Origin of the sequence: Acinetobacter gyllenbergii CIP 110306 = MTCC 11365 (assembly GCF_000413855.1) — a bacterium.
Lineage (GTDB): Bacteria > Pseudomonadota > Gammaproteobacteria > Pseudomonadales > Moraxellaceae > Acinetobacter > Acinetobacter gyllenbergii.
Map to the genome: position 1 here is coordinate 62,298 of NZ_ATGG01000020.1, position 24,625 is coordinate 86,922.

A 24,625-nucleotide genomic window follows, 5' to 3' on the forward strand; every position below is an offset into this window, starting at 1 on the left:
GGATTAGAGCAAACCTTTATAAATAAAGTAACTGCCAACCACCACCAATAGGCCTGCAAAACATTTTTTTAGCATGGCTGGTGACAGACGATGTGCCACTTTGGCACCAAATTTTGCGGTGATAAAGCTCATCACACTGATGCCCAAGAAAGCATAGATATGCACATAACCAATCGTGTTCGGCACTTCAATCTGCTCTTTGGCACCAAACCACATAAAGCCTAATGCCCCCGCCACTGCAATGGGTAAACCACAGGCAGCCGAAGTTGCCACTGCCTTTTGCATGACCACGCCATGACGATTGAGATAAGGTACTGTAAGGCTGCCCCCCCCAATACCAAAAATCGCGGATGCCACCCCAATGCCACCACCCGCAGCAAGTTGTAACGCTGCTGAAGGAAGATGACGATTTGGATCAACCACCGCATTTGCCCCTCTAAACATCTTATAAGCCATCCAGACGGCGAAGACACCTATCACCAACTGTAAATGCTGCCCTGACATCAAATCAGCCACCCCAGCACCGAGGAATGAACCCAACACCAAGCCCGGTGCCAAATTACGAAATACGGGCCACAACACTGCCCCTTTTTTATGATGTGCCATCACCGAACTAATCGAGGTCACAATAATGGTTGCTAAGGATGTTCCAACTGCAATATGCATAATGACATTGGGGTCATAATTCATTTGAGTGAACACAATATATAAAATCGGCACAATAATTAGACCACCGCCCACACCAAATAGCCCCGCAGCAAATCCAGCAATTGCGCCAATCAGCAAATATATGATTAACTCCATAAACACATGACCACTCTACTTGTAAAAATGATGGATGATTTCGCAACCCGCCAGCTTCAGCAATTATTGAACGCAAAAAATCAATTTCCAGAAGTGGTGCTGCTTAAAACAACCACAACATCGACCAATGATGATATGCGTGAAATTGCACAAAAAGGGATGACCACAGGATTGGTCTGTAGTGCACAGCAAACCCAAGGTCGTGGTCAGCACCAGCGACAATGGGCCTCTCCTGAGGGCAACATTTATTTAAGCACACTGATCCAAACCAATACAGCACTGGATGGTCGCTTAGCGCTTGAAGTTGCGTTAAATATCTTACAGATGCCTAGCTTGCATGGCTTGAACTTACAGGTCAAATGGCCCAATGATTTATACAGCCCTCAGGGGAAATGGGGCGGAATCTTGGTAGAACCACTTTCACCCAATCAAGCCATTGTCGGTGTAGGGATGAATCTAAGTACTCCCCCTGTTGAAAATGCAGACCAACCGATCACCTCTTTAGCCATGCTCGGTTTAGCCCATGTAGATCGTTTAACCCTGATTGCGGAACTTTACACCGCAATTCAACAAGCAGCACAATGGTTCGAACATGGCAGTTATAATTTAGCTGAACGTTTTAACCATCATGCAATTTGGTTGAATCAACAGGTCGAATTTGAACATACCCTCGGTAAAGTTCAGGGGCTATTTCAAGGGATTTCCAATGACGGTGCGGTGTTGATCAAAACCGATCAGCTTCAACAATTCTATCAAGGCCGTTTACGTCTTGCCTCGATTTAAAAGAGTGATGATGCAATGAAAAGTTTATGGCTGGATATTGGTAATACCCGCTTAAAATACTGGATCACCGCACATGATCAAGTGATTGAACATGCTGCCGAGTTACACCTACAGTCACCTGCCGATTTATTGCTCGGTTTGATTCAGCACTTTCGTCATCAGAATTTAAGTCGTGTCGGCATTTCTTCGGTTTTGGATTCGGAAAATAATCAACGTATTCACATGATTCTCGACATTTTGGATATTCCAATTATTTTTGCCAAAGTGCATGCTGAATATGCGGGACTGCACTGCGGCTATGATGTGCCAAGCCAACTCGGGATTGACCGTTGGTTGCAAGTCCTCGCCATGGCAAAACCCAATGAAAACTTTTGTGTGATTGGCTGTGGCACTGCCCTGACCATTGATCTGGTCGAAGGATTGCAACATCTGGGCGGCTATATTCTGCCAAATTTATATCTACAACGAGATTCGCTGATTCAAAATACCAAAGGCATTAAAATTCCAGACTCTGCTTTTGATAATTTAAAACCTGGCCATAACACAGTGGATGCAGTACATCACGGCATCTTGCTCGGCTTGATCAGCAGCATTGATCAAATTATGCAACAATCGCCGAAGAAGCTGATTTTGACTGGTGGCGATGCGAGCTTATTTGCAAAATTCCTTAGCCACTATCAACCTCAAGTTGAATCTGATTTATTACTCAAAGGCTTGCGCCATTATGTTCAACTAAACTCAGCTTTCAGCAAGGTTTGAACAACTTGCAATAATTGAGGGAACTCACTAAACCCATCTTCTGTACGAAAATGCCCAGCTTGAGCCACCTCAATCAGTTGGGCATTGAGTAAATTTGAAAATTTAAAGGTGAGTGGTACAGGAACCACTGGATCATTAGTAGAAAAGAACACCAGACGTCTTTGAATATTGACACGCAATAAACCACTTTCAAAATGGGAGTGTTCAAGAAAACTGTTGAACTCAGGATGTTTTGAAATAGGATCATGAAAACCGGCAATAAAAATGCCTGCTTTTACGGCATGCTGCTTGAGTCGTTTGGCGAGAAATCGAGCCACAGCCACACAAGATAAGCCATGTGCCACCACAATACTCTGTTCATTTAGTCCCTTGAGCTGTGCATCCAAGCAAGTTTGCCAAATCTCTGCTTCAGGATGATTGGCATCCGCAAGAAAAACCCGTTCAACGAAAACATCCTCACTTTTCAGTTGTTGTTCTAACCATGCATACCAATGCTGTTCTGGATCAGCATTTTCACAATGCAGAATAAATACGCTATTTTTTGAATTATGTGACATATTTAACACTACTTTTCAATGTAAAACATAGACTTATTTTTAATTTTCTTCTTTTTAAAGCACCTTGAATGTTGATGTTTTGTATTAAATTTATACAACACACCCGCATTAAAAAAGGCGCATCACGCGCCTTTTTAGGAAGTTTAGAACTTACTTTTTCTGGTCATTGCTGCCAAATAAAGGGCCCATATTTCCACCGCCACCAAATTGCTTTTGCATATTGCCTAATGATTTCAACATTTTGCTCATACCTGATGGATTGGCGAATTTCTTCATCATCTTCGCCATTTGTGCTTGTTGCTTGATCAACTTATTGACCTCAGCTACATCCATACCACAACCTGCTGCGATACGTTTTTTACGGCTCGGATTCATCAAATCAGGATTACGACGCTCTTTGATCGTCATCGACTGAATGATGGCTTCCATACGCTTCACTTGCTTTTCAGGGTTGGCTTTTTCAATTGCATCCTGAATGCCCGCATTGCTCATCCCCGGCAACTTGTCCAAGAAGCCCATCATGCCGCCCATTTTGCTCATTTGCTCAAATTGCATCAGCATATCTTCAAAGTTGAAGGTTCCGCCTTTCTGCAATTTCTTCGCCATTTTTTCGGCTTTTTCTTTGTCGATTTTGCGTTCAACTTCTTCGACCAAAGAAAGGACGTCACCCATACCCAAAATACGTTGTGCAACACGATCTGGATGGAATGGCTCAAGTGCATCTAGCTTTTCACCAATCCCCAAGAACTTGATTGGTTTGCCTGTGATGGCACGAACAGAAAGTGCTGCACCACCGCGCGCATCACCATCCGTTTTGGTCAGAATCACACCGGTTAAAGCTAAAGCATCGTTAAATGCTTTTGCTGTATTGGCAGCATCCTGACCTGTCATCGCATCAACGACGAATAGCGTCTCAGTCGGCTTCACCGCAGCATGTAATTCTTTAATCTCGTCCATCATGTCTTCATCGACATGTAGACGGCCTGCAGTATCGACAATCAAGACATCAGCAAACTGGATTTTTGCCTGCTCAATGGCACGATTGACAATATCAATTGGCTTTTCAGTTGCTTCTGAAGCAATAAAACCCACACCCACTTCATTGGATACGGTTTCTAACTGCTTGATCGCTGCTGGACGATATACGTCAGCAGAAACAGTCATGACTTTTTTCTTTTGACGTTCTTTTAAGAAACGCGCTAATTTTGCAGCTGTTGTGGTTTTACCCGCACCCTGCAAACCCGCAAGTAGGACAACAACAGGTGGCTTTGCGCTTAAATCTAGTGTCTCATTTGCCTCACCCATCATCTTGGTGAGTTCATCATAGACAATCTTTACAAATGCCTGACCAGGAGAAAGCTGAGTCATGACCTCTTGACCGAGCGCTTCTTCCTTCACCTTCGCGATAAATTCACGAGTTACAGGTAACGCCACATCGGCTTCAAGAAGCGCCATACGTACTTCACGTAGGGTATCTTTAATATTGTCTTCGGTCAGCTGCCCTGAGCCAGTAACATTTCTTAAACTCTGTGTGAGTCGTTCTGTTAAGGTATCAAACATTGCGAAATCCGCTTAAAATGGCTAGTTGCAAAAAAATCTTTCTTAAAATAGAAAATTTATGCGTAAGATGCTATAGGATACTGTAGTTCGAAGCGAATTTATATCTTATATGGTGAATATTATTCATCCTCCTAAAAAAGGTTTGACATGATCAGTCTCCCCTTGGTTTACACAATTTTGGCACTCATCGCCTATACCAGTTCATTTTGGTATTTATTTATTCGATTGATGTCAAAACGTAGTCCAAATCTTTGGTGTTATGGTCTGATGGTTGGATTAGGCTTGGTACTGCATAGTACTGTGCTCTACCAAGACATGATGACGCCAATTGGGGTGAACTATGATGTCTTTAACCTGATGTCATTTACTTCAGGGCTGATGTTAGCGCTGAGTTTGATTTTGAGCCTGATCCGCCCAATTCTGCCATTGAACCTGATCGGTACACCTGTTGCTGCCTTTGGCCTAATCTTGGGCTTTGCCTTTAGCCAACCCAATCAAATTATTGAACAGCATAGCTTGGGCTTAGATTTACACATCATTCTTTCGCTATCTGCTTATGCAGTGCTACTGATGGCCACCATTCATGCGGTATTGTTATGGTTCCAAGATCGAGAACTAAAAAAGAAACAAAAACGACGGATCTGGGTCAACTTATTGCCGCCCTTCCAAGTGATGGAATCCCTGCTATTTGACTTGATTATCACAGGTTTTGGTCTGCTGACAGCAGCCTTGTTGTTTGGTTTCTTTACCATTGATAACTTTTTTGCCCAGCATCTGGCACATAAAACCGCCTTTAGTATTATTTCATGGTTCCTATATGGCGCCTTGCTCATAGGACATTACAAATTCGGCTGGCGTGGACGCAAAGCCATTCGTTTTACCATTACTGGTTTTGTCCTGCTTGCCATTGGTTTTATGGGCAGTAAATTTGTATTAGAAATGATTTTAGGGCGCTAGTTTTTACATTTTAATAAAAACTAGACAGCCTATCTTAAAATGCGTATAACGCTGTTTTCGCTTCGCTAGGTAATAAATCGTGAAACTTGTACTCGCCCCAATGGAAGGTCTGACTGATCCGATCATGCGTGATGTGCTCACTCATGTTGGCAGTTTTGATTGGTGCGTGACTGAGTTTATCCGTATTACCGATAGCATCCTGCCAGATCATATCTACGATAGCTTTTGTCCAGAACTGAAAAATGGGGGTAAAACTGCAGCAGGTACACCTGTACATGTACAGTTTCTTGGCAACAACCCCAATATGCTCGCTGCCAATGCTGCCAAAGTCGTAGAACTGGGCGCACCAGCTATTGATCTAAATTTCGGTTGTCCAGCCAAAACAGTCAATCGCCATCGCGGCGGTTCTGTTTTATTGGATGAGCCTGAAACCGTACATCTACTGGTAAAAGCGGTACGCGATGCTGTGCCTGCGCATATTCCTGTTTCAGCCAAAATGCGTTTGGGCTACCTTGATGAAAATCATACGCTAGATAATGCCCATGCGATTGAAGACGCAGGTGCAAGCTGGCTCACTGTACATGCGCGGACCAAAGCTGATGGTTATACCCCACCTGCCTATTGGGAAAAAATTCAGCCCATTACAGAAGCCTTAAACATCAATGTGATCGCCAACGGCGAGATCTGGAACAATGCCGATGCTAAAGCCTGTTTAGCACAATCACATTGCCAAGATTTGATGATTGGACGTGGAGCAGTCACCACCCCTGATTTAACCCTGTGTATCCGCCAAAATATGGATCAGGCGCTTTTGTCTTGGTCAGATTTGGTTGACTTACAACTACGTTTCTTAAGCGGCCAATACAAGACTGAAATTGGTATGGTGGGACGTTATAAACAATGGCTAGGGATGATGACCAAAGCTTATCCAGAAGCACAAGCCTTATGGGGACAAGTGAAAAAAATCAAACAGCTTGATGAAATCATTCAGTATTTAAAACAAAGCTGATTGTTGTTCATACCTCTTCATTAAAAAAGCGGCCGAGGCCGCTTTTTTAATGAATTTAGTCGCTACATTCCACTGACTTTCATTTTTAAATTGGTTATTGATGCACCTGTCATGCCAATATTTCCAATCGAAGCATTAGGTAAGTTATTAAATGTCCCTGCTTGTTGAGCATTATTCGTACCTAACAAAACATTGTTGAGCTGTAAGTCAAATTTATTACTTGTTCCGGTATTTCCGAAAATTACGCCACCTTTATCCGTCGTCCCAGTAGGACCATAAATTCCAGCATAGAAGCCTTTTAAACCAAAGGGATTCCCATTATTTCCGGTCAATTTGAAATTAAAGCTTGCGCCAACGGGTGCAGTCGTCGAGTCACCAGATGTTGCATAATCCGACACCAACATAATATTACAGCCCGTACCCGTGCCACAGATCGACTCAATGGCTCCATCAAACATCACCATATGTCCTTGTGGAGATGCACCCATCTGAATATTCATGGTTGGCTTATTCGAAGCAAAAACAATATCAATTCCACCCACACGGAGTAACTCTTTTACATCACTTTTAAGTAATGTGCCTGAATTAAAAATCGTATTGCGCGTATAAGTGCTGCCATTCAAATTAGAGAGGGATGAAGAACCAGCGGTATAAATCGATAAAGGAGAAATTCGAAGCCCTGTTACGTTGTTATTAAAAGCCAATGCAATATTGGCAAATGCACCACCTCGGGAAGCAGTACCAGCGTCCGTATCAATCGCAGCTCTAAGACCTAAAGTAGTCTCAGCGCTACCATTCAAACCTGTCACTTTGACAGGAGCTGCTGTCGATTGTCCTGCAACACCAGCAATCACCAAACCTGCACGATTGGTATAAGACGGTGCGGTATAACCGCCGTAGGATAAGCCATCATTATCGATAATGGCCATTTGATCGAATTGAATATTTGCTTGGACACCAATCGTTAAACCATCCTGCCCTGTCATAGCCGAAAGACTTTGATCATCCATAGGCTGCATTGCCATTGATAAAGGACTCAACAGTAATAATGACAAACATCCAAATTTTTTGTTTTTATTCATTGTCCTCATCCGTAGACAAATGTTTAAAATATGTACTATAGCTTAGCATAACCTTTTTCAAGCACAATCACTTTCTTAGCAAGTAGACAAGTGGAACTGAATGCTTTTATCAACTGCTAGCGCCTAATTTCGAGGCATAATAGAAAATTGACTGGTCAAACGTCCACCTGTAATTGCCATTTCACCTAACCGTTGAGCACTGCCCGATGGAGAATAAAGGTTAATATCTCTGGTTCTAAACACACCATCAGTGGTCCGATTCGGGTTAAATGTCAGTCCTGCATTAAAACTTGCCACACCTTCGCCAGCGCTATTTCGATTAATTTGAATTGCATTATTAAAAGCAATATCACCTTGTATATTGTCTAAACCTAAGGTTGAACCATCCACAGGATCACTAATTTGAATCGTATTATTGCTTGCTGCATTAAGTTTTAGATCACCCACAATATTTAGTGCGTTGCCTGTACCATCAGTTTTATATTCGTTATTCGGAATAAGAGAAAGATTCATATCGCCACCGACACGAAGTTTTAAACCAAATAATACATCACTACTTAAAGCAAAATTATTACTCGGAGCAACACCACCACTATAACTTGCGCCAGGTAAATATCCAGCAGCGACTTCCGCCGCCATAACAATCAACATATCCTTAAGTGTTGCGTTAAAACTGCCATTTTCTAGACCAATACTGCCAGTTCCTTTCAATAACATGTCAATGTTACGCAGTCCCATATAATAATTCTTCGCACCATCAATCACTAAAATTGAAGTGGTTTTGTTCCCTAATGCTTTATAACTGGCATCACGATCGACCCCAGTAGTGCTCATCCCCAATGAAAAACCTAACCGTGGTGTAGTCCCACTGTCTGCAACAGCCTTTTTTAAGCCATTTTTGTCAAAATAAAAGGCTTCATTTGCATTAATTCGCGTGCCATACATCGCCATGTTGGCATTGAGATTATAAAAAGGTAAAGCCAGTCCCCAATTATTATCTGTATGTTCATTAATTGGCGCATAACCACCTTGAGGATTACTCGTAGCACTATTGGTAAAACGCCCTCGTCTTGAAATCGCTTGGAACTCGGCACCACGGATTGCCATTAATAAACTAAATGGATTGTTCGCCCCTGTCTCTTTATGAATATTCTGAATATAATCAGAATCTTGAGTCAAGAAACTACCATTACCAAACTTAGATGTTTGAAACACATAATTCGCTGGTAAAAATACAGATTTAGCATCAACTAAATTGATATAAACATTGCCTGTATCAAAAGAACCTCGTGTACCGAGCTGTAAACCAGTTAAGTTACCGAATTCAAAACCATAGGTATTTAATCCAGCCCCACCAATTTCTAAAGTCGTGGCTTTACCATCACTTCCCAACATGGAGTCACCATCTTTGGTGAATTCAGCTTTCATACGGAAAGCGATACCCGTGTCTCCCATGATTGCTTTATTATCGGTCGTCTTACCTAAAATATTGGTATTATTTGGATTACCATAATTGGTCCCATAAGTCGGATTCGCTGCATTATTTGCATTTAAACCACGTACCTGTAAAGAACCATTGACCATACGTCCATTTGCGCCAACTCGAATAAGTCCTTGAGCTTTGTTATTGGGTGCAGCCTGTTGATTCAATGGCGTATTGGTTGAATCAAGTGTGTAAGGAGAGCTAGGGTTTACATTTTTATTCAACATAATCTCTAGGTTTAAGCCTGAGTTTGTTGCTACTCCTGCATCAGAATATGTACCTGCAGTCACAGCACCTGTATCTTTAACACGGGTAAAGTCTACATAGCCATAATCGTTATTTGGTGTTTGAGTTAATGAAGCATTTGCAGCGCCGCCACTCAACAATGCATTATTTGTTTGTAACTTAATACCTTCCACGGCATCGACAAACATCACACCTTTACCCAAAAAATTAAAGTTAAAGTTCTTCAAAATTAATTGATTGAGCTGACTGTTTGAAGTCTGTCCTAAATAGACGGTTGCATTTTTTAAGCCAAGCTCCAAAGATGTTTGGCTATTTTTACTAAATAAACCATCTGTGGTCTTAAACTTTAAATCTAAAGGTGAGGTTGTTTGAATTGCTAAATTACCAATATCACTACTGCAACGGTTGGTATCACAAATCTGGAATGAATCAATTGTAATTAATGAGGGATTAGATGATAGCTCTATATCCAGACCTGTTTTATTGCCATTGCTGCCTGTATTGAGTTTATAATTTGTACCGAGCTGATCGCCTAAAGCATTTTTTTGTATTTTAAAATTATTCGCAACGGCTTTTAATGTTGTACCAGCAGCATCTGCGCTTCCACGACCCGCATTGTCCTGCCAAAAGAATTGATCGACATTAATATTGTCGTAGGTTGTTTCAATATGGACACCGTCTTGCCCATTTACACTGCGCATTGCACTGTCATCCAATGCTTGTAATGCATAAGCAGAATGACTAATGAAAAAAATACTTGCAGCCAAAGCATTAAGAGCAAAACTTATGGTCCGATGATTTAATTTTTTATTTTTCATCACTTCAATCCTTTGAAAAGTAGACTTGGTTAGCACCGTGGATGACTTGCATCACAAGAAAACATCATGACATTTCCTTGTATTGCTAAATTGCCATTCATTTTCAGTCCCATAAACCCTGTTTCTTTATTACGATCATAAACAGAAGGATGATCAGCAGCATATGTTGGTGCTTTTAAATAACCATATCCACTTGTTGGTGGCGTGGTCGGATTAGAGCCTTCGACTAGTTTTCCATTACTGTCATAATAACTGGTAAAATCATCTTGCTCGATGGCAAGCGCATTGAAACCAAAGTTTCGGATTAAAATAGGTTTTGTCGCATCCATGCTTAATTGCATTGCTGGTTTAGTTTTTGCCGCACCACCGTCATCATTGTAAATTAAATCGAAGCCATCCAAACCTAATTTTTGCAAATCGATGGTCCCTTGTATTCCTTTAAAGACTAACCAAACTTTATTGGCGGGATTCGCTTGCGTTGGATCACTGACAGGTTGATTGCCATTTCTAACAAAACGCTTATTTACAGAAAGTCCAAGATGGCAAAAGGCTAAATTTGCACAAACGCCACCCAAACCATTATCAAACTCATACTTTCCAGTTGTCGTGTTATAAACTTGGTTCAAAGACAGCTTCAAGGATAGATCTGCCCCTGCCTGCCCTTCAACAGCTTGAAGAGCATCATTATCCAAAACTTCTAACTCAGCATGAGTCCATGTCGCCATTAATAAAAGAAGTAAAGTTGAGATTTTTTTCATCGTATTACTCCCTTTATAGCCCAGTAGTCGTAATTTTAAGGTGCTGAATCAATACACCATCAATCACAGCTGAACCCATATTGTTCATTGGCGAAGCTGTATTTAGCTTATACGTATTAATGTCTGCATTTGGTTTTGTTGTATACCACTTCCCATCTTCAAAACGAGCATTCGGTAATGCTCCGGCAGTTGTTGGAACAACAAATTTTGAATTGGTATTGCCATTATCTTGTCGAGTATAGCCCGTATTGGCTGTGGTTGGATTATAGAGAGAGGTACTATCAATATCGACCCAATTTACCCCATTGGTTGAGTCAAAGCGTAAACCATAATCCCCATTACTTCCTGTTGTTGATCCACTACTGGTTCGATATTGCCAACGGTAGCCACTACAAAATAAGCCGCTACAGCTCACACTTGTGCGTTGTTGATTTTGCAATTGATAGAAATACTGGTCTTTCGATACCGCCCCAGTACTCAAAGAGCCAAAAGAAATACCAACGGCGTCTTGTGTACTATTTCCTTTAAATGCCTGAAGTGTTTTCCCTGCATCATCACTATATACCGTTCCGATACTAATACTACTGTGAGTTGCATTAGAACCCTGATAGGTTTTCCCACCTAAGCTAATATTACTACCACACTGGTATACATTACAGGTTGACCCTTTATAACTTTGATCTAAACCTGAATAATCGGTATAAATTTTCTTATAAATACTTTCTTTATTTGGAATTCGAGCAACTTCCAAACTAAAGTTCTTACCATCTGAACCCAAAATTACAGGTTGGTATAAGTTCCCCAAAACAAGGTTGGTATTTAAGTTATAAATGAAAATGCCTTCATTTGCATCGAAAGTAGGTGCACTACCGCCTTGAATCGCAGGTGTCGCCAAATTATTCGTATCTGTTGTTTCTCTCGTACTCAAACGTAGTACGCGATCATTTAGACCCGTTGGTGCGGTCCAGTTACCTGTTGAAGTAATTTTTGTCGTTTGACTACGAATACGATATTGAACGACGCCTGTCGAACCCGGATTACTCGTTTGATCAGGGCTATAACGTGCTGTCCAGATATCAGACCCAGAGCCACAAGCAGTACAGGTTTGACCTGCGGGAAGTGTTGGCAACGTATCTGTTTTTGTTGATGTTGGGGCATTCATCGTCATACCCGCTTTTAAATTCGAACCATCACCGCTGTTAAAACGAAATACACCTGACAAGCCCAATGTATTGTTATAAAACGGACTCAATCCTCCTGTATTTCCAGCACCATTTAAAGTTTGAAAAACCTTTAAGTTACTACCATTTAAACTAAAACCATTCCAGATTCCCTGCAAACGCAGACGGTTAGCGCGATTGGCATCAATATCTGTACCAACTTGCCCCACACTATTGCCATATTGAAACTGATCCGATGCGCCATCAGTTTTATTAGGATTACGCACAAAGGCATCGGCCCATAAACCTAACTTTAAGTTATAAGCACTGGCACCAACAGGATCGGCTCCTGTCTTAATTACAGTAGGCGCACCTGTACCACTCGTATTGTCATTATAATATTCATAGAGTGGTGCTTCCAAAGCCATATAGGTCACTACACCCGTATCTGTATTGGGCGTAGTTCCATTCGACGTAATAACGTCTGGTGTAAACGTTGGGATATTCGCTTCAGATTGAACTTTTAACAGCCATGGATTACTTGCGGTTCCCCAACTACTAATCGCATTAATTGCATTTCCAGTAGTATTTAAACCGACGCGTTCATTATTATTGGTTGTACGTGCTGAATTCGAAGCGGAAACCGCTAAACCATATAAAAATAAGTCGGCCTTACCGACAGCTCGATCTCCAGCATCTACGCCTCCACTCTTATTGGTATCCGTTGCGGTCAGTGAGAGTGGCCCTACAGGTACATAATTAATATAACCCGTATCTAATTGTCGATTGAGTAAGTCCGCACTCGTCGTCGTCGCTTTTTCACCCTGAAAAATCATATAAGTATTCTGAGGAAGTAAGGCAATGCCCTCACCGATCGTTTGGCTTAGACCTTCATCTGAGATTTCTTGCAATGCAAAAGCAGACTGACTGACACATAGTCCTATCAGGCTCGCTAAAACCGTCTTTTGAAATGAATCCATCTGGAGTATAGCCATCTTGACCTTCCTAATTACCTAGTGCTCCGCACCTACATTATATTTTTTCTTTCATCCCTCTGAGTGATTTTTAAACGCTGCTTCCTAGCATCACTCAAAATATAGACGAATCATGTCTATCTCATCACAGAATTTATTATGCCGAATAATTACACAAATGCAAAACAAACTGGCTAAATGTTACATTTTTCCGATAAGCGCATAAATATAGAGCAGCCTAAGCTGCTTTATATCGCAAGCATAAAGCTTAGCAAAACTTCAGTGAACCATAACAGTTAGGCGTAAATTTCTGGGTGGCTAACTCTAAATCGGTTAACCCCATTTGTGGGCGTGTCGCATTGATTAAATTGACTGTACCCACAGGGATATCACTACCAAATAAACAATCACTCGCTAAATTATTTCCACAGAAAATTCGACCTTGGTCCGTTTTCAAAAATGCACTGACCTGCCTAAAGGCCTCATTCAATGTTGCTTTCGGAATATCCACAGAGAGAGCAGGCTCAATAAATCCAATATCAATTGGGTTGGTAAATTCCAACCACCAACCATTCTGGGAAATAGAATTGTTACTGGTCCATTGGATATTTTGAGATTGGAGCGATAAAGATGCCGCAGTCCCATTCAGGTTTGCTTTATGGAAATAACCCAAATCCTCATTGATCGCCACGTCAACCATTAAGTTTTGAATGGTCCCTGTAACGTTTTTTCCAGTTAAAGGAACATTAATAAAACCAAGCGCGGTCGCATTTGCATCAATGGTTCCAGTCAAAGCAATATCTCGAACCTTGGCTGTCGCTGTTAGTGGCGCATTGGTAATACGTTTTCCTGTAATCTCTTGCTGTCCTAAAATTAAATCTCCTTTTAGGGTATTACTACCGCTGACTTTATCTCGCAAATTTAAGTTATAGTTGGTTGTTGTAAATGGGATATTACCTGAACCAAACAATGTACAACATACCTCTCCTGAAATTGGATCATAGCCATCTGTTTGTTTTAATGTCCCTTTACCAGCTTCTCCGGAGACTAGACTATTGCCAAAACCATTCACATTGGCTATGCCTGTAGTCGGTGCAATCTGCATATAACCGCTGAGTGAATTAATACCACTCTTTTGTGAGCCATTCTCTAAGCCAAAAGTAATCAATCCCAATGCTTTTTCAGCACTTAAATTCAGCCCAACCACCTGACGAGTCGATGCTTTATCTGGATTCTTAATTGCAAACTCAATAAATGGGTTGGTTAATACCGCAGATGAACCCGCACGAGCCGCACGATCTGCCGCACTATCTGAATTTGATGTCGCAGAATTACCTAAACCACTCAGACTCAGATAATCAATATCGATGTCACAACCACCTGGCCCATTAACACCGCCACAACCCAACTGAAGCTTTTTAATATTTACATTGAGCTCCATCTCAGCTTCTAAACCGAGCTTATAGAACCCTATACTTTTATCTCCACCCAAACGATGTGATTCTTTATTTGCCAAATCTGTTGGTGAAACATAAGACAAACTCATTAAAGCCTGCCCAGTTGTTGCAGACAATTCACTATCCGTCATACTTTGCATTGTATTGGAAGCGGCATAGGCTGAATTTAAGCACAAGCCGATAGTTCCCATAAGGAATATAGCTAAACCTCTACTTTTCATTCTCAAAATCCTTTTAAATCCTGAAAGTTTAAATAAGACTCTTATCCCCATAAGATGACTTATAAAAACGTAATGGCTTCATCCGATGCCATTCAATAACTCAGCTTAATATAAACTAAATTTTTGTTAAACCATAAACACAATCCGATAAAAATGACCCATAAAGGTAAATTGATTTCAATGCAGTAGATGATAAACAAGGACAGGACTTTTCTAATAGGAAAATAAAAAAGCAGCCGAAGCTGCCTTGCGAATTCATCAAAAACTTTAGCAAAACTTCAATGTACCATAACAGTTAGGTGTAAATTTCTGGGTGGCTAACTCTAAATCGGTTAACCCCATTTGCGGACGTGTCGCATACTGAAGATCGACAGTCCCAACTGGAATATCACTGCCAAATAGACATTCGCTTGCTAAATTATCTCCACACTGAATTCGCCCTTCTTTCGTTTTTAAAAATGCACTGACCTGCCTAAAGGCCTCATTCAATGTTGCTTTAGGAATATCCACAGAGAGAGCGGGTTCAATAAATCCAATATCAATTGGATTAGTAAATTCCAACCACCAACCACTTTGAGAAATAGAGTTATTATTGGTCCATTGGATATTTTGAGACTGGAGTGATAAAGATGCGGCAGTCCCATTCAAGCTTGCTTTATGGAAATAACCCAAATTCTCATTGATCGCCACATCAACTGTTAAGTTTTCAATTGTACCAGTAACATTTTTTCCAGTTAGCGGCACATTAATAAAACCAAGAGCTCTAGCAGTCGCATCAATTGTTCCAGTCAAGGAAATATCGCGAACATACGCTGTCGCTTTTAATGGTGCATTGGTAATTCGCTTACCTTCAATCGGTTGCTGCCCTAAAATCAAATCACCTTTTAAAGTATTACTACCGCTGGCTTTATCTCGTAAATTTAAGTTGTAGTTGGTTGTGGTAAATGGAATATTACCTAGACCAACCAAGGTACAACAGACTTCACCAGAAATGGCATCATATCCATCCGACTGCTTTAATGTTCCTTTACCAGCCTCTCCTGAAACAAGACTTGTACCGAAGCCATTTACATTGGCAATACCCGTAGTTGCTGCGATTTGCATATAGCCGCTGAGTGAGTTAATGCCACTCTTTTGAGCACCATTCTCTAGACCAAATGTAATCAATCCCAATGCTTTTTCAGCACTTAAATTCAGCCCGACCACCTGACGTGTAGATGCTTTATCTGGATTCTTAATTGCAAATTCAATAAATGGATTGGTTAATACCGCAGATGAACCTGCACGAGCCGCACGATCTGCCGCGCTATCCGAGTTTGAGGTCGCTGAATTACCTAAACCGCTGAGGCTAAGATAATCAATATCGATGTCACAACCACCTGGCCCATTGACACCACCACAGCCCAATTGAAGTTTTTTAATATTTACATTGAGTTCCATTTCAGCTTCTAAACCGAGTTTATAGAACCCTATGCTTTTATCCCCACCAAGACGATGTGTTTCTTGATTTGCAAGATCATTCGGGGAAATATACGACAAACTCATTAATGCCTGCCCTGTTGTTGCAGACAGCTCACTATCGGTCATACTTTGCATTGTATTAGACGCGGCATATGCTGAATTTAAGCACAGACCAATAGTTCCCAAAAAAAATATAGATAAATGTTTATTTTTCATTATAGAAATCCATTTAAATCCTTAGCATTTAAATAAGATGCTTACCCCTAAAAGATTCGCTTATTAAAATGCTTCAGTTTCATTTTATGATCTTAAAGTCATCACAATATAAACTAAAATATTGTTAAATAATAAACAAAATCCGATAAAATGACCTATAAAGGTAAATTAATTTCAATTTAATAAAGGTCAAATCATCATATTATTTTTCTTAAAAAAATAAAAAAGCAGCCTAAGCCGCTTTCATTTTATTTAAATTACACTAACAGAACTTTAATGTGCCATAACAGTTTGGCGTAAAGTTCTGAGTCGCTAACTGTAAATCTGTTAAGCCCATTTGTGGTCGTGTTGCATTAACTAAATTGACTGTACCTGTTGGAATAGTATCACCAAAAAGACAGTTTAACACCCCAAAGGTACCACAGTTAATTGGGTTATCATTCAAATATTTAGAGACTTGCGCAAAAGCTTCATTCAGTGTTGCTTTAGGAATATCGACATTTAAAGTTGGTTGAATAAATCCGATATCAATAGGATTACTAAACTCTAACCACCAACCATTTTGAGACACTGATTTGTTATTCGTCCATTGAATATTTTGAGACTGTAACGATAATGACGCAGCGGTACCGTTCAAATCTGCTTTATGGAAATAACCGAGATTTTCACTAATCGCCACATCAACCAGCAAATTCTGAATCGTACCAGTGACCTGTCTATCCAGATTTAACCCAATTGCATTTGCCACAATATTCCCACTCAGATCAATATCACGTACTTTTGCAGTCGCCGTTAAATTTGCAGTACTAATACGTTTTCCTGTAATTGCCTGCTGTCCTAAAGTTAAATCACCTTTTAAGATATTACTTCCTGTGGCTTTATCTCGAAGATTAAGTGCATAAGAATTGGTTGTAAAATTAATCGTAGGTACACAAAGTAAAGGCAAACTACATACCTTACCTGTAATTGGATCATAACCGTCTGATTGATTCAAAGTACTTTTTCCAGCCTCTCCTGCCACTAAGCTGTCACCAAAACCATTGACATTGGCAAGCCCTGTAGTTGCAGCAATTTCCATATAGCCACTGAGTGAATTAATACCCGTTTTGGTAGCCCCATTTTCCAGACCAAAGGTAATTAAACCCAATGCCTTTTCTGCACTTAAATTAAGACCGACCACTTGACGAGTTGAAGCTTTATCTGGATTTTTAATAGCAAATTCAATAAATGGATTGGTAAGTACTGCAGATGAGCCTGCACGCGCTGCTCGGTCTGCATCGCTATCTGTATTGGATGTCGCTGAATTACCTAAACCACTCAAACTCAGATAATCAATGTCAATATCACAACCACCCGTCCCATTGACGCCACCACAGCCCAATTGAAGCTTTTTAATATTCACATTGAGTTCCATTTCAGCTTCTAATCCTAATTTATAGAAGCCGATGGTTTTATCACCACCTGCACGTTGCGCCTCTTTATTGGCTAAATCTGTGGGTGATATATAAGACAAGCTCATTAAGGCCTGCCCAGTTGTTGCAGACAGCTCACTATCCGTCATACTTTTCAAGGTGCTCGTCGTCGCATATGCAGGATTAACAAAAACTCCGACCATCCCTAAAAAAATTATGGATAAACCTTTATTTTTCATTTAAAAAATCCTTTTTTTAATTCTAGATATTAGTTCCAAACAATTTTTTGCATCGCACTAACTGAGTAGACAAAGAATTAGTAAACTAATAATCAACCCTATATCCACTTTCACTATAAACCCGAAAAGTGTTAAATAATATACAATTCATGACAGAAATAGCCCATAAAGGTAAAGATTTGTCACAGAAAAAATAATAGTAATAAATATCAAATAGATCATTAAGCCTAAAGAAAAATAAAAAAATGAAAGAATTTGAGGTAAATAATTGCAGTGCCATTCACCAACACTTAGATCAAACAATAATCAAGACGATTTATAAAATACTTCATCTGAATACACGCATGCACAAAGCTTTGTGGGCCTGTTTTGAAAATATCCAATAGGATATTTGGGAAGAAATGATGAATGATGCAGAATAGCGCTGAAAATTAACAATCAAGCTTAAAGTCTTATATCCCCCAAGCAGACCACTCCAAGCAATTAGATTTTTTATAAAATTTATAACCTAGAGTTAACATATTAAAATATATAAGTAAAAAGCAGCCTAAGCTGCTTTTTACTACTCAATATAAAACTAGCAGAATTTTAAAGTGCCATAACAGTTTGGCGTAAAGTTTTGAGTCGCCAATTGCAAATCGGTTAAGCCCATCTGTGGCCGAGTTGCATTGATTAAATTCACGGTACCGACTGGAACGGTATCACCCAAAAGACAATTTAACGCGCCCAATGCCCCACAATCAATCGGGTGATCATTCAAATACTGAGACACTTGTCCCAGCGCTTCATTTAACGTGGCTTTAGGGATATCTACATTAAACACAGGTTCAATGAAGCCAATATCCATTGGATTACTAAACTCTAACCACCAACCATTTTGAGACACTGATTTGTTATTCGTCCATTGAATATTTTGGGACTGTAAAGAAAGCGAAGCAGCGGTTCCATTTAAATCTGCTTTATGGAAATAACCGAGATTTTCACTAATTGCCGCATCAACCAGCAAGTTCTGAATCGTACCTGTCACCTGTTTATCTAGGTTCAATCCAATGGCTCGTGCCACAATATTACCGCTTAAATCAATATCCCGCACTTTCGCAGTCGCCGCCAAATTTGCAGTGTTAATACGTTTGCCTGTAATCGCTTGTTGCCCTATTGCTAAATCACCTTTTAAAATATTACTTCCTGTGGCTTTATCTCGAAGATTGAGTGTATAGGATGTGGTTTCAAAATCAATCGTAGGTATGCAGAGTAAAGGTGTAGAACAAATTTTGCCTGTAATTGAGTTATAGCCATCTGACTGATTCAAAGTGCCTCTATCCGCTTCTCCCGCCACTTGACTGTTTCCAAAACCATTGACATTGGCAACACCAGTGGTTGCAGCAATTTCCATATAGCCACTGAGTGAATTAATTCCACTCTTTTCAGGGCCATTTTCCAGCCCAAACGTAACTAAACCCAATGCCTTTTCAGCACTTGAGTTTAAGCCTACAACTTGTCGAGTTGAGGCTTTATCGGGATTTTTAATTGCAAATTCAATAAATGGATTGCTTAACACGGCGGATGAACCTACACGGGCAGCACGATCAGCGGCGCTATCTGTATTTGAAGTCGCCGAATTGCCTAAACCACTCAGACTAATATAATCAATATCAATATCACAGCCACCTGCTCCATTGACACCACCACATCCCAATTGAAGGCTTTTAATATTTACATTAAGTTCCATTTCGGCTTCCAAACCGAGCTTATAGAAACCAATGCTATTATCTCCACCGATGCGTTGTGCTTCTTTATTGGCTAAATCAGTGGGTGAAATATAAGACATACTCAGTAATGCCTGTCCCGCTGCTTCAGACAGCTCACTATCCGTCATACTTTTCAATGTACTCGTCGTGGCATATGCAAAATTTAAGCACGAACTGCTGAACAAAAGCATTGCTAGATGAAGAGATTTAAACTGTCGCATGACCGACCTCCGTGTTTAAAACATCCATATTTGTTTATTTTTATAATGTCTTATATCAACCACAGACAGGGTTCTAATCTATTTACACGCTGTGAGCTGGTATAAAAACAAATCGTTTTTTAATTATATTTTAATTATTATTAAATACAAGTTTAATTTAACTTAACAAATTAGGCCATAAATATTGTATTTGTTTAAACAGATCACATAAAAAAGCTCACCCTGTTTTCACAGAGTGAGCTTTTTTTATGTATCGTTATTAAGTTTTCGGTAAAGTCACACCTGTTTGACCTTGATATTTACCGCCACGATCTTTATATGAGGTTTCACACACTTCGTCGCTTTCAAAGAACAACATCTGTGCAACACCTTCACCCGCATAAATACGCGCTGGCAAATTGGTTGTATTTGAGAACTCTAGGGTAACGTGACCTTCCCACTCAGGCTCTAACGGCGTTACGTTCACGATAATCCCGCAACGCGCATAAGTCGACTTACCTAAGCAAACAGTTAAAACATTACGTGGAATACGGAAGTACTCAATCGTACGCGCCAAAGCAAATGAGTTCGGCGGAATGATACATACATCAGATTCGATATCGATAAAGCTTTTGTCATCGAAATTTTTCGGGTCAACAATTGCTGAATGAACATTAGTGAACACTTTAAATTCACGTGCACAACGGACATCGTAGCCATAGCTCGATACCCCATAAGAAATCAACTTTTCTCCGTTTTCATCAAAACGAACTTGATTCTCTGCATAAGGTTCAATCATGCCGTGTTTTTCGCTCATTTCACGAATCCAACGATCAGATTTTATTGCCATGACTTTTTATCCATAGACGAAGTTAATAATTGGCGAGTACTTTAACGTAAAATGGTATCAATGAAAACAACAGCACTATCCTGTTATAGGGATAACGCTGCCAAAGTTATAAATTGATTAATGCTGAATAGCTAATCGGAATGGCAAAAGCCATCAGAACGACAGACGCAGTGCGCTGTAATTTTGATTGAGATAACCATGCAACTTTATTGGTTGCTAACATTGCACCGACAGAAATCCAAAATAATGCAATGGGCAAAATCAAGCCGACAAAAGTACTCATATGTGCCATGTAAATCTCTTGGCTTTTCCATGCAGCAACGGGAAATATCGCTGAAGCAAATAACAATGCTTTTGGATTAAGCAAGGTTGCACATAACAACTCTCTAGGTCGAATGGTCGGTTGATTTAAAGCCACTTCTTGGTTGGCAGTGCGCCATAATTTAATCGCAAGAAAGACGATATAACCCGCACTTAATAATTTCAGAAAAATCGGTAAAGCTGGTAAGGTGGCAGACACTTTACCAATCAACATTCCCCATGCACTAATTGCAATGATATAGCCAACCGCTTCCGCTGGAATCAATAATAAAGATCGACGCAAGCCCACCTGAATACCAGAAGATGCCAATAAGGTGTTGGTAGGGCCAGGAGTCAGCAAAATGGTAATGACTAAACCAATAAAGAACCATGAAATCATTGAATGACCTCACTAGAAGATATTTTTCAGATTAATCCAATTCACAAACCATAGCAAAAAAATAACTGTAAACAGTTATGACCAAAAACAATATAAACAACTGTTTTAACTATGTTTTATAAATTACAAGTTGACTCTACTCAACAGTCACAGCATAAAAACCGTCTATTTAAAATACAAGAAATGTAAGCTATTCATCGGAGGCCTATGATTAGTGCAATAATGTCTGTCAGTATTTTAAGTTTTCACTAAGTAAATCGTGTTATTTTCTATACAATTTCCTGTTTATCTGTTCAATTGGGTTTATTTCCGCGTTTATGCCTAAGCAATTCTTTCACAAGTGGCTGCCTTCATCAGAGAAAGTCGCGAGCTTAAAGCTGATGAAAATTTTTGGTGACCGTGCCTTGAATCCATTGCTTTGGTATGTGAATCGTCGCTCAATTGCAAAAGCCATGTTTATAGGCACCTTTTGGGGAATTTTGCCTGTTCCATTTCATAGTTTATTCATTATTTTAACGGTGTTATTTTTTGAAGTGAACTTGCCGATTGGCCTCTGTATGGCATGGCTCACCAATCCGTTTACCGTGGTGCCAATTCTTTATTTGGGCTTTTGGTTTGGGAGCAAAATTTATCACGTCAATATGATCAATAAAGAGATGTTGCTTGGAGTGTTACATCAGATTTTAAACTGGATTAAGAACTTTGGGCATGGTCATATTGATTTTAGTTTGGCCAAGATCTTAGTTTCTGGCCTAATGATTGAAGCTGTTTTATTTGCCATTTTATTTTATTTAGCGACTCACCTGCTGTGGCGCTGGATCGTGATTCGCAGCTGGCGCAAACGAGAAAAACAACAGCGAGAAGAAACCATTTAAATGATTTTTTCTCGATCACATTCATTATTTAGCGTCTGCTTTCGCCTTCATATATTGCTCAGCCACCTCAAGCGCATAGTCCTGACACGCTTCGCCTGTTGCAGGGTCATAGGCACCATTATTGGTAATATTATTCGATAAGATACGCACCCCAAGGAATGGTACTTTGAACTGTTGCGCGATTTGCGCCACCGATGCTGCTTCCATTTCCTCTACAGAAGTTCCGTATTTGGTATGGAAAAAGTTGATACGATCCAGTTCATTATTCCAGGTATCTGCTGAACCGATAGTGCCTTCAACGACTTGTCCTTTGCTGTAATGCACTTTAGCTTTATAGGCAGCGACCAGTAACTCCTTATCCCCTTCGAATTTACGAATCGCAATCGGTTCTGGATCAGACTCATCTTCTGGTAAGACATCAAAGGCTTCATTCCACTCCAGTGAATTAGAACCACCGCCAATTGGCTTATTTGGGGTTTTAAATGCACCAATATTGGTGGTGTATTTGCCCAGTACAATATCAAATACCTTTAAGTCTGGATCATGACCACCCGAAGTACCCTGATTGATAATCGCAATCGGTTGATAATGCTGAATTGCAATGGCAGTCGCTGCGGCCGAGTTGCTCATGCCCATACGGGTTTTAGACACCACCATTGGATAGCCTTTATAAGTGCCTTTCCAGAATTTCCAGCCGCCGATAGTTTCTACAGTCACATTGTCTAGTTTTGATGCCATTCGCTCTGATTCAACTGGTAATGCACCTTGGATCACAATCGGCTGTAATTTCGCTTGTTCTTGAGGTTGAGTCGAATTTGAATTGCCATCACCATTACATGCCCCTAAAAATAGAGCCGTACATAAACTGGCGATACCGATAAAATATTTAACTTGCATCATTAACCTGTCTTAAAAAAGAAACCCTATACAAAGCAAGTAACGTACCTACTTTGCTGTTAAGGTGAGTTTTGAAATGGACTAAATAAAAAGTGATTTGCTTTAGAAAGCAAAAACCCAACATCAGCATGTTGGGTTTTCTGTGTACTTAGAAAATACGTTTATCGTCTTTCTGGCGTTTTGGTAACTTCTCCATTTGTTGCAACACGGCTTGTGCAATATTGAGATAGCTGTCTGCGGCTGCATCCTTTGCGATCACACTTGGTGTGCCTTTATCTGCATGTTCACGGATTTTAGCATCTAAAGGTAGATGACCAAGTAAAGGAATATGATATTGCTCAGATAACAGATCACCACCGCCTGTCCCAAAAATCTGCTCTTCATGACCGCAATTTGAACAGATATGCGTGGACATATTTTCAATCACACCAAGTACTGGAATATTCACTTTATTGAATAATTCAATACCCTTGGTTGCATCCATTAACGCCACATTTTGTGGTGTGGTCACAATCACTGCACCCGTCACAGGAATACGTTGTGCCAGAGTCAGTTGGATATCGCCTGTACCGGGTGGCATATCAATCACCAGTACATCTAGATCAGGCCATAAAGTCTGATTGAATAACTGCATCAATGCACCTGTTGCTTTCGGGCCACGCCATGCCACAGGTGTATTGTGGGCACCAATTAAATGCCCAATCGACAGTACCGCCATGCCATACGCATCTAAAGGTACGAAGTGCTCATTTTCAATCTGTGGCGTTCTACCGGCATTACCCAACATGGTTGGAATGCTTGGACCATAAATATCGGCATCCAACACACCGACTTTTAGACCGAGTTGTTGCAATGCAAGTGCCAGATTCACCGTGGTGGTTGATTTACCTACTCCACCTTTACCAGATGAAACCACAATCACATTTTGAATACGTGGATGTGCTGCTACATCGCGTTGTTGTGGTGCCGCTTTTTGAATCGGTGGATTGTTCGGATCAGCTTCTGCTTGAGGAGAAGCATCCATCACAGGGGGTAAATTGCTATTTCCTGCTTTTGGCTTAGATGAGCAACTATGGCCAGCCTCACCATGTGCCGCATGTTTTTGTTGAATAATATGTAAGTTTAATTCTTGGATACCACACTTTTCCAAAGCTTCGGCCAGTTCATCATGGATTTGCTGTAAATGATCTTTTTCTTCAGGAAAGGTATTCACAGTAAGTTGTAAAATACGACCTTGTACATTGACTTGGCTGATACGATCTTTCAGCGCATTGTCTGAATGTGGCAGTACATAACTTTGTAGAACTGTTTGAATCTCGTCTTCCTTCACTTCTTGTGCTGGTGAAAAAACAGATTTTAAGGAAGAAAGCCACGACATTTTGTTTACTCCAAAAACAGA

General features: G+C 40.3%; 20 protein-coding genes. 5 read left to right on the forward strand and 15 right to left on the reverse strand.

Annotated features, from left to right (window positions below; all coding sequences use genetic code 11):
* Window positions 1-3: 3 nt before the first annotated feature.
* Entirely contained in the window at window positions 4-804 is an 801-nt protein-coding gene (locus tag F957_RS07640) for a sulfite exporter TauE/SafE family protein (protein ID WP_016660428.1), read from the reverse strand.
* 6 nt (window positions 805-810) lie between these two features.
* Between F957_RS07640 and F957_RS07635 the strand changes: the two genes are divergently transcribed.
* Window positions 811-1,587, forward strand: coding sequence for a biotin--[acetyl-CoA-carboxylase] ligase (locus F957_RS07635; protein ID WP_016660429.1), 777 nt, complete (start codon window positions 811-813; stop codon window positions 1,585-1,587).
* A gap of 15 nt (window positions 1,588-1,602) precedes the next feature.
* On the forward strand, window positions 1,603-2,346 hold the full coding sequence (locus F957_RS07630; protein ID WP_016541686.1) for a pantothenate kinase: 744 nt from the start codon (window positions 1,603-1,605) through the stop codon (window positions 2,344-2,346).
* Here F957_RS07630 and F957_RS07625 read toward each other — a convergent pair.
* Together F957_RS07625 and ffh are read right to left on the reverse strand one after the other, a co-directional pair.
* Entirely contained in the window at window positions 2,316-2,903 is a 588-nt protein-coding gene (locus F957_RS07625; RefSeq protein WP_016541685.1) for an RBBP9/YdeN family alpha/beta hydrolase, read from the reverse strand. The genes F957_RS07630 and F957_RS07625 overlap by 31 nt on opposite strands.
* Window positions 2,904-3,053: 150 nt before the next feature.
* A complete protein-coding gene (ffh, locus tag F957_RS07620) occupies window positions 3,054-4,463 on the reverse strand; it encodes a signal recognition particle protein (RefSeq protein ID WP_004655358.1) in 1,410 nt (469 codons plus the stop codon).
* Between the two features lie 147 nt (window positions 4,464-4,610).
* On the opposite strand from ffh, the gene F957_RS07615 reads away from it, so the two are divergent.
* Window positions 4,611-5,420: a cytochrome C assembly family protein gene (locus tag F957_RS07615; RefSeq protein WP_005205568.1), complete on the forward strand. Its 810-nt coding sequence runs from the start codon at window positions 4,611-4,613 to the stop codon at window positions 5,418-5,420.
* A gap of 79 nt (window positions 5,421-5,499) precedes the next feature.
* Window positions 5,500-6,429: a tRNA dihydrouridine synthase gene (locus tag F957_RS07610; protein ID WP_016541684.1), complete on the forward strand. Its 930-nt coding sequence runs from the start codon at window positions 5,500-5,502 to the stop codon at window positions 6,427-6,429.
* Window positions 6,430-6,491: 62 nt separating this feature from the next.
* Here F957_RS07610 and F957_RS07605 read toward each other — a convergent pair whose 3' ends face one another.
* The 10 genes from F957_RS07605 to F957_RS07560 form a co-directional block, all read right to left on the reverse strand.
* Entirely contained in the window at window positions 6,492-7,511 is a 1,020-nt protein-coding gene (locus F957_RS07605; protein WP_016541683.1) for a DUF6160 family protein, read from the reverse strand.
* 123 nt (window positions 7,512-7,634) lie between these two features.
* Window positions 7,635-10,058 (reverse strand): DUF6160 family protein, encoded by a 2,424-nt coding sequence (locus tag F957_RS07600; RefSeq protein WP_016541682.1) that lies wholly within the window; start codon window positions 10,056-10,058, stop codon window positions 7,635-7,637.
* Between the two features lie 29 nt (window positions 10,059-10,087).
* On the reverse strand, window positions 10,088-10,816 hold the full coding sequence (locus F957_RS07595; RefSeq protein WP_016541681.1) for a DUF6160 family protein: 729 nt from the start codon (window positions 10,814-10,816) through the stop codon (window positions 10,088-10,090).
* Window positions 10,817-10,829: 13 nt separating this feature from the next.
* Complete coding sequence (locus F957_RS07590) at window positions 10,830-12,971, reverse strand: hypothetical protein (protein WP_016660430.1); 2,142 nt, start codon at window positions 12,969-12,971, stop codon at window positions 10,830-10,832.
* Window positions 12,972-13,218: 247 nt separating this feature from the next.
* Window positions 13,219-14,628, reverse strand: coding sequence for a hypothetical protein (locus F957_RS07585; RefSeq protein ID WP_016660431.1), 1,410 nt, complete (start codon window positions 14,626-14,628; stop codon window positions 13,219-13,221).
* Between the two features lie 267 nt (window positions 14,629-14,895).
* Complete coding sequence (locus F957_RS07580) at window positions 14,896-16,305, reverse strand: hypothetical protein (RefSeq protein ID WP_016541678.1); 1,410 nt, start codon at window positions 16,303-16,305, stop codon at window positions 14,896-14,898.
* 262 nt (window positions 16,306-16,567) lie between these two features.
* Window positions 16,568-17,956, reverse strand: coding sequence for a hypothetical protein (locus F957_RS07575; protein WP_016541677.1), 1,389 nt, complete (start codon window positions 17,954-17,956; stop codon window positions 16,568-16,570).
* Window positions 17,957-18,533: 577 nt separating this feature from the next.
* Window positions 18,534-19,925: a hypothetical protein gene (locus F957_RS07570; protein ID WP_016660432.1), complete on the reverse strand. Its 1,392-nt coding sequence runs from the start codon at window positions 19,923-19,925 to the stop codon at window positions 18,534-18,536.
* 259 nt (window positions 19,926-20,184) lie between these two features.
* Window positions 20,185-20,754 carry a dCTP deaminase gene (dcd, locus tag F957_RS07565; protein WP_003653416.1) on the reverse strand — a complete coding sequence of 190 codons (570 nt, stop codon included), beginning with the start codon at window positions 20,752-20,754 and terminating at the stop codon, window positions 20,185-20,187.
* A 106-nt stretch (window positions 20,755-20,860) separates the two neighbouring features.
* Entirely contained in the window at window positions 20,861-21,454 is a 594-nt protein-coding gene (locus F957_RS07560) for a LysE family translocator (protein WP_016541675.1), read from the reverse strand.
* 317 nt (window positions 21,455-21,771) lie between these two features.
* Here F957_RS07560 and F957_RS07555 point away from each other — a divergent pair, with 317 nt between their 5' ends.
* Window positions 21,772-22,329 (forward strand): DUF2062 domain-containing protein, encoded by a 558-nt coding sequence (locus tag F957_RS07555; protein WP_016541674.1) that lies wholly within the window; start codon window positions 21,772-21,774, stop codon window positions 22,327-22,329.
* A gap of 24 nt (window positions 22,330-22,353) precedes the next feature.
* On the opposite strand, the gene F957_RS07550 is transcribed toward F957_RS07555, so the two are convergent.
* Complete coding sequence (locus F957_RS07550) at window positions 22,354-23,229, reverse strand: 5'-methylthioadenosine/S-adenosylhomocysteine nucleosidase (RefSeq protein ID WP_171068300.1); 876 nt, start codon at window positions 23,227-23,229, stop codon at window positions 22,354-22,356.
* Window positions 23,230-23,374: 145 nt separating this feature from the next.
* The gene (gene apbC / locus F957_RS07545) at window positions 23,375-24,604 is read right to left on the reverse strand and encodes an iron-sulfur cluster carrier protein ApbC (RefSeq protein WP_016541672.1); all 1,230 of its coding nucleotides are present in this window, start codon (window positions 24,602-24,604) and stop codon (window positions 23,375-23,377) included.
* Window positions 24,605-24,625: the final 21 nt, after the last annotated feature.